The organism is Mesorhizobium sp. M0954 (genome assembly GCF_040319155.1).
In the GTDB taxonomy this organism is placed as follows: Bacteria; Pseudomonadota; Alphaproteobacteria; order Rhizobiales; family Rhizobiaceae; genus Mesorhizobium.
This window is the reverse complement of record NZ_JAMYNR010000068.1, coordinates 1-5,516: the sequence shown is the minus strand read 5'-3', so window position 1 is coordinate 5,516 and position 5,516 is coordinate 1. Positions and strand designations below refer to the sequence as shown.

The window sequence follows — 5,516 nt, the reverse complement described above, 5'->3', positions numbered from 1 at the left end:
GACGAGAACAAATGTAGAACATATCACAGGCTTTCCGCGTTTCCAGGGTCAGATGAGTGTATCGGCGCCCCCTGCTGCCATTTCCGAGCTTCGAGAACGCATTGCGCGTCTCGAAGGCGGAAACGCGCGCGCTCGCACCGTTTTGCCGTTTGGAGTGACCGCAATCGACAGGGTTCTGCCGGGAGGGGGACTGGCTTTTGGCGGTCTGCACGAGGTCGCAGGCGGAGGGAATGGCGCTGTCGATGGCGCGGCCGCGGCACTCTTCGCTGCCGGTATTGCCGCACGCACGATCGGCAAGGTGCTGTGGTGCGTTACCCGGCCCGATCTGTTCGCGCCGGCGATCGAACAGGCCGGCCTGCCTCCGGGAAGGGTGATCTATGTCGAAGCCGGCGACGAGAAATCCGTTCTCGCCTGCTTCGAAGAGGGTCTTCGTGGCGGTTTTGGCGCTGTCGTTGCCGAGATAGCCCGGCTGTCGATGACGGCCTCACGGCGCCTGCAGCTTGCCGCCGAAAGCTCCGGCGCCATCGGCATCGCCATTCGCCGCTGGCGGCGACAGACTGAAGCAACCGATTTTGGTCAGCCGACCGCCGCCGAGACACGCTGGCGGGTGTCGGTCCTGCCGTCGACGCCATTGCCTGTTCAGGGGGTCGGGCGAGCGCGCTGGCAACTCGAACTGATCCGATGCCGTGCAGGAGAGAGCGCAGATTTCATAGTGGAGGCATGCGATGCCAAGGGTCGTATCGCTCTTCCTTCCGATGTGGCCGACAGACCGCTTCAGAAGGAAATCGGGCGACGCCGCGCCTCCGCCTGAGACGCCGCTCGTCCTCATCGGCCGAAACGGGCGCCGCCGTGTCGTGCTTGCCGCTGATGCTGCAGCACACGCAGCAGGCCTGCGCATCGGCATTCCGGCGAGCAAGGCGCAGGCGCTGGTCCCGGGCCTGATCGTCCATGATGCCGAGCCCGATGCCGACGCCATGGCGCTCGAGCGGTTGGCGCTGTGGGCTCTGCGCCGCTACGCGCCGATCGTCGCTGCCGATGCGCCGGACGGCATTGTGATCGATACGACCGGCGCCGACCATCTGCACGGCGGCGAGTCGGCAATGCTCACCGATATGGTGGAGCGACTTGGCGGCTCCGGTCTAGCCGCGCGTGCCGCGGTCGCTGATAGCTGGGGTGCAGCCCACGCGCTGGCGCGCTTCGGCACGCGGCGGAGGCTTGTGGTTCCACCCGATGCCATTGCACAAGCGATCCTGCCACTGCCGATCGCGGCGCTTCGCTTACCCGCCGTGACGATCGATGGCCTGCGACGGCTCGGCTTCGAGACAATCGCTGATCTTGGCGGCACGCCGCGCGCGTCGCTCGCCTTGCGTTTTGGTCCGGAGCCTGGCCGCCGTCTCGACCAGGCCTTTGGACGAGTGAGCGAACCGATCGAGCCGATCCGGCCGCAGGAAATTGTCGAGGTCCGCCGCAATTTTGCCGAACCGATCGGCGCGGCAGAGACGATCGCCCGCTATACCGGCAAGTTGGCGGCCGAACTCTGTGCTGAACTCGAGAGGCGAGGGCTTGGGGCGCGCCGCCTCGATCTTCTGTTCTTCCGCGTCGATAACCGCATCGAGGCGATCCGTGTCGGCACTGCATCGCCGGTGCGCGATACCAAGCGCTTGACCCGGCTTCTCACAGATAAAATAGAAACTGTCGATCCAGGGTTCGGCATCGAGCTGATGCGGCTTGCCGCGACCGTTGCCGAGCCGCTGCGGGCGAAGCAGACGATCTCCTCGCTCGCCGAGGCGCCCGAACCCGACGTTTCGGATGTGATCGACATCCTCGCCAACCGTGTCGGCGAGGACCGGCTCTATCGCTTCGCCCCGGTGCAGAGCGACGTTCCCGAACGCTCGGTTCAACGCATTGCCCCAATGGCGCCTGATACCGGCGAGGGCTGGCCCGCCCATTGGCCGCGCCCAACTCGGCTGTTGCCGCGGCCCGAACCGATCGAGACAGTAGCACTTCTTCCCGACCATCCGCCCGTGAGCTTCACCTGGCGCGGCGTTCGCCGGCGCGTGAAACGGGCGGACGGCCCGGAGCGCGTTTTCGGGGAATGGTGGAAGCGCGATGCCGAGCTTGCTGCGGTGAGGGACTATTTCCAGGTCGAGGATGAGAACGGCGAACGCTACTGGGTCTTCCGTGCCGGCGACGGAGAGGATGCCACGACCGGATCGCACAAATGGTTCATGCACGGAATCTTCGGATGACTGTCGGAACCCGATATGCCGAGTTGCAGGTCACCTCGCATTTCAGTTTCCTGCGTGGAGCATCATCCTGCGAGGAGCTGTTTGCGCAGGCGGCGCTGCTCGGCATCGAGGCGCTCGCCGTCGTCGATCGCAATTCGCTTGCCGGCATCGTGCGCGCGCATGAAGCGGCGAAAACGACAGGCGTCCGGCTGATCGTCGGCTGCCGTCTCGATCTCGCCGACGGCATGTCGATCCTGGCCTATCCAACCGACCGACCGGCCTATTCGCGGCTTTGCCGATTGCTGTCACTCGGCAAGGGCAGGGCCGGCAAGGCAAAGTGTCATCTCGATTGGGATGATGTCGTCGCCTATGGCGAAGGTCTGATCGTGATCCTGGTGCCCGACCACGCCGATGATCTTTGTGCCGTTCGTTTGCGGCGGCTGCGCGAGATCTTCGGCGATCGCGCCTATCTGGCGCTCACCTTGCGCAGGCGCCCCAACGACCAGCTCCGGCTTTACGAGCTGGCTAACCTGGCGGCCGCGATGGGGGTGCGAACCGTCGTTACCAATGACGTGCTTTTCCACGAGACGGCCCGCCGCATGATGCAGGATGTCGTCACCTGCATTCGCCACAACGTCACCATCGATGACGCCGGCTTCCGGCGCGAACGTCATGCCGACCGCTATCTCAAACCGGGCGATGAAATGGCGCGGCTGTTCAGCCGCTATCCCGACGCTCTGGCGCGCACGATCGAAATCGCCGACCGCTGCCGTTTCTCAATGGACGAGCTCGCCTACCAGTACCCGGAGGAAAAAACCATGCCGGGTCTCACGGCCCAGCAGGCGCTGGAAAAACTGACCTGGGAAGGTGCTGACCGCCGCTATCCCGAGGGCGTGCCTGACAAGGTGGCCCAAATCCTGAAGCACGAGCTGCGGCTGATCGAGACGCTCAAATATGCGCCGTACTTCCTGACCGTCAACTCGATCGTCCGCTTCGCCCGCAGCAAGGACATCCTCTGCCAAGGCCGCGGCTCGGCCGCCAATTCAGCGGTCTGCTATGTGCTGGGCATCACCTCCATCGATCCCGAACGCAACAACCTCCTGTTCGAGAGGTTCGTTTCGCAGGAACGGCGCGAGCCGCCCGACATCGATGTCGACTTCGAGCACGAACGGCGCGAGATCGTCATGCAGTGGGTCTATGAGACCTACGGCCGCGACCACGCAGCGCTTTGCTCCACCGTCATCCGTTATCGCATCAAGGGCGCCGTTCGTGATGTCGGCAAGGCGCTCGGCCTGCCTGAGGACATGACCAAACTTCTGTCCTCGCAGGTCTGGGGCCATGGCGAAGCGGTCGATGAGCAGCGCGCCGGCGAGCTCAATCTCAATCTCGGCGATCGCCGGCTGCGGCTGACCCTTAAACTCGCCGCGCAACTTGCCGGCACGCCGCGTCATCTCTCGCAACATCCGGGCGGTTTTGTGCTGACGCACGATCGGCTCGACGATCTCGTGCCGATCGAGCCGGCGGCGATGAAGGATCGCCAGGTCGTCGAATGGGACAAGGATGATATCGACGCCCTCAAATTCATGAAGGTGGATGTCCTGGCCGTGGGCATGCTGACCTGCATGAAGAAGTCATTCGATCTCCTGTCCGAGCACAAGGGCATCGCCCTCGACCTGGCGACGATCCCGGCCGAGGACCCGCGCACTTACGCGATGATCCGCAAAGCAGACACGCTTGGCGTGTTCCAGATCGAATCCCGCGCGCAGATGTCGATGCTGCCGCGTATGAAGCCCCGGACATTCTACGACCTGGTCATCGAGGTCGCTATCGTCCGTCCCGGCCCGATCCAGGGCGACATGGTTCATCCCTATCTTCGCCGCCGCGACGGCAAGGAAGAGGTGACGTTTCCAACACCGGAGCTCGAGCGCGTTCTCGGCAAGACGCTCGGCGTACCGCTGTTTCAGGAGCAGGCGATGCAGGTCTCCATGGTCTGCGCCGGCTTTTCCGCTGGCGAGGCCGATCAGCTGCGGCGCGCCATGGCCACCTTCAAGCACACCGGCGGCGTCTCGAAGTTCCGTGACAAGCTCATCAACGGCATGATCGCCAACGGCTACACCCAGGAGTTTGCCGAAAAGACCTTTTCGCAGCTCGAAGGTTTCGGCAGCTACGGCTTTCCCGAAAGCCACGCCGCCTCCTTCGCGCTGATCGCCTACGCGTCCTCCTGGATGAAATGCTGGCATCCCGATGTCTTCTGTGCGGCGCTCTTGAACTCGCAGCCGATGGGCTTTTATCTGCCGGCCCAGATCGTGCGCGACGCACGCGATCATGGCGTCGAGGTGCGCCCCGTCTGCATCAATGCCAGCCGCTGGGATTGCACGCTCGAGCCGACTGATGACGAAGATCGCTTCGCTGTCCGGCTCGGCCTGCGCATGGTGAAGGGTCTCGCCAATGATGACGCGGCCGCGATCGTCGCGGCACGGGCCGACGAACCCTTCCTCTCAGTCGACGATCTCTGGCGCCGCGCCGGCGTGCCAGCCGCTTCACTGGTCCAGCTCGCCGAGGCCGATGCCTTTCTGCCGGATCTGAACCTTGCCCGCCGCGACGCGCTCTGGGCGATCAAGGCGCTTCGCGATGAACCTTTGCCGCTGTTTGCGGCCGCCACGTCCCGTGAGAAGAAGACGGTGCCTGAGATCCACGAGCCCGTCGTCACGCTCAGGCCGATGACAGCCGGTCGCGAGGTTGTCGAGGATTACGGCCATGTCGGACTGACCTTGCGCAGCCACCCTGTTTCGTTCCTGCGTGCCGATCTTCGTCGCCGTCGTATCGTGACGTGTCAGGAAGCCATGCATGCCCGAGACAAAGGATGGCTTGAGGCAGCCGGCCTGGTATTGGTCCGGCAAAGGCCGGGCTCGGCCAAAGGCGTCATGTTCCTCACCATGGAGGATGAGACCGGAGCTGCCAACGTCGTCGTCTGGGTCAAGGTGTTCGAGAAATTCCGGCGCGTGCTTCTCTCGTCAGCCATGCTCGGCGTGCGCGGCCGCATCCAGCGGGAAGGGGAGGTGGTGCATCTCGTCGCCCACGAGTTAATCGATCTGTCGGCCGAACTCGCCAGCGTCGGAAGCCGCGACACGCCATTTCCATTGCCACACGGCCGCGGTGACGAGGCCCATCATGGCGGATCGGGCATCGATCCGCGCGGCATGCCGAAAACGCGCGATATCGTCGATCCCTACGAGCACATCGACCGCATCAAGGTGAAGACGCGGGATTTCCGATAAAGCTGCAGCG

General features: G+C 64.1%; 3 protein-coding genes. All 3 read left to right on the top strand.

Features of this window, described 5'->3' with window-relative positions; translation table 11 throughout:
- The first annotated feature begins 52 nt into the window (after positions 1-52).
- From NKH93_RS34085 to NKH93_RS34075, 3 genes are read left to right on the top strand one after another with little or no spacing between them, the layout of a single operon-like run.
- Positions 53-811 carry an ImuA family protein gene (locus tag NKH93_RS34085; RefSeq protein ID WP_352976368.1) on the top strand — a complete coding sequence of 253 codons (759 nt, stop codon included), beginning with the start codon at positions 53-55 and terminating at the stop codon, positions 809-811.
- Positions 726-2,249, top strand: coding sequence for a Y-family DNA polymerase (locus NKH93_RS34080; RefSeq protein WP_352976365.1), 1,524 nt, complete (start codon positions 726-728; stop codon positions 2,247-2,249). The genes NKH93_RS34085 and NKH93_RS34080 overlap by 86 nt, the downstream gene beginning before the upstream one ends.
- Positions 2,246-5,506, top strand: a complete 3,261-nt coding sequence (locus NKH93_RS34075) for an error-prone DNA polymerase (protein ID WP_352976363.1) — start codon at positions 2,246-2,248, stop codon at positions 5,504-5,506. Before NKH93_RS34080 ends, NKH93_RS34075 begins: the two co-directional genes overlap by 4 nt.
- Positions 5,507-5,516: the final 10 nt, after the last annotated feature.

Coding starts and splice junctions, on each gene's coding strand:
- NKH93_RS34080 (WP_352976365.1), top strand. CDS start 726: ATGCCAAGGGTCGTATCGCTCTTCCTTCCGATGTGGCCGACAGACCGC.
- NKH93_RS34075 (WP_352976363.1), top strand. CDS start 2,246: ATGACTGTCGGAACCCGATATGCCGAGTTGCAGGTCACCTCGCATTTC.
- NKH93_RS34085 (WP_352976368.1), top strand. CDS start 53: ATGAGTGTATCGGCGCCCCCTGCTGCCATTTCCGAGCTTCGAGAACGC.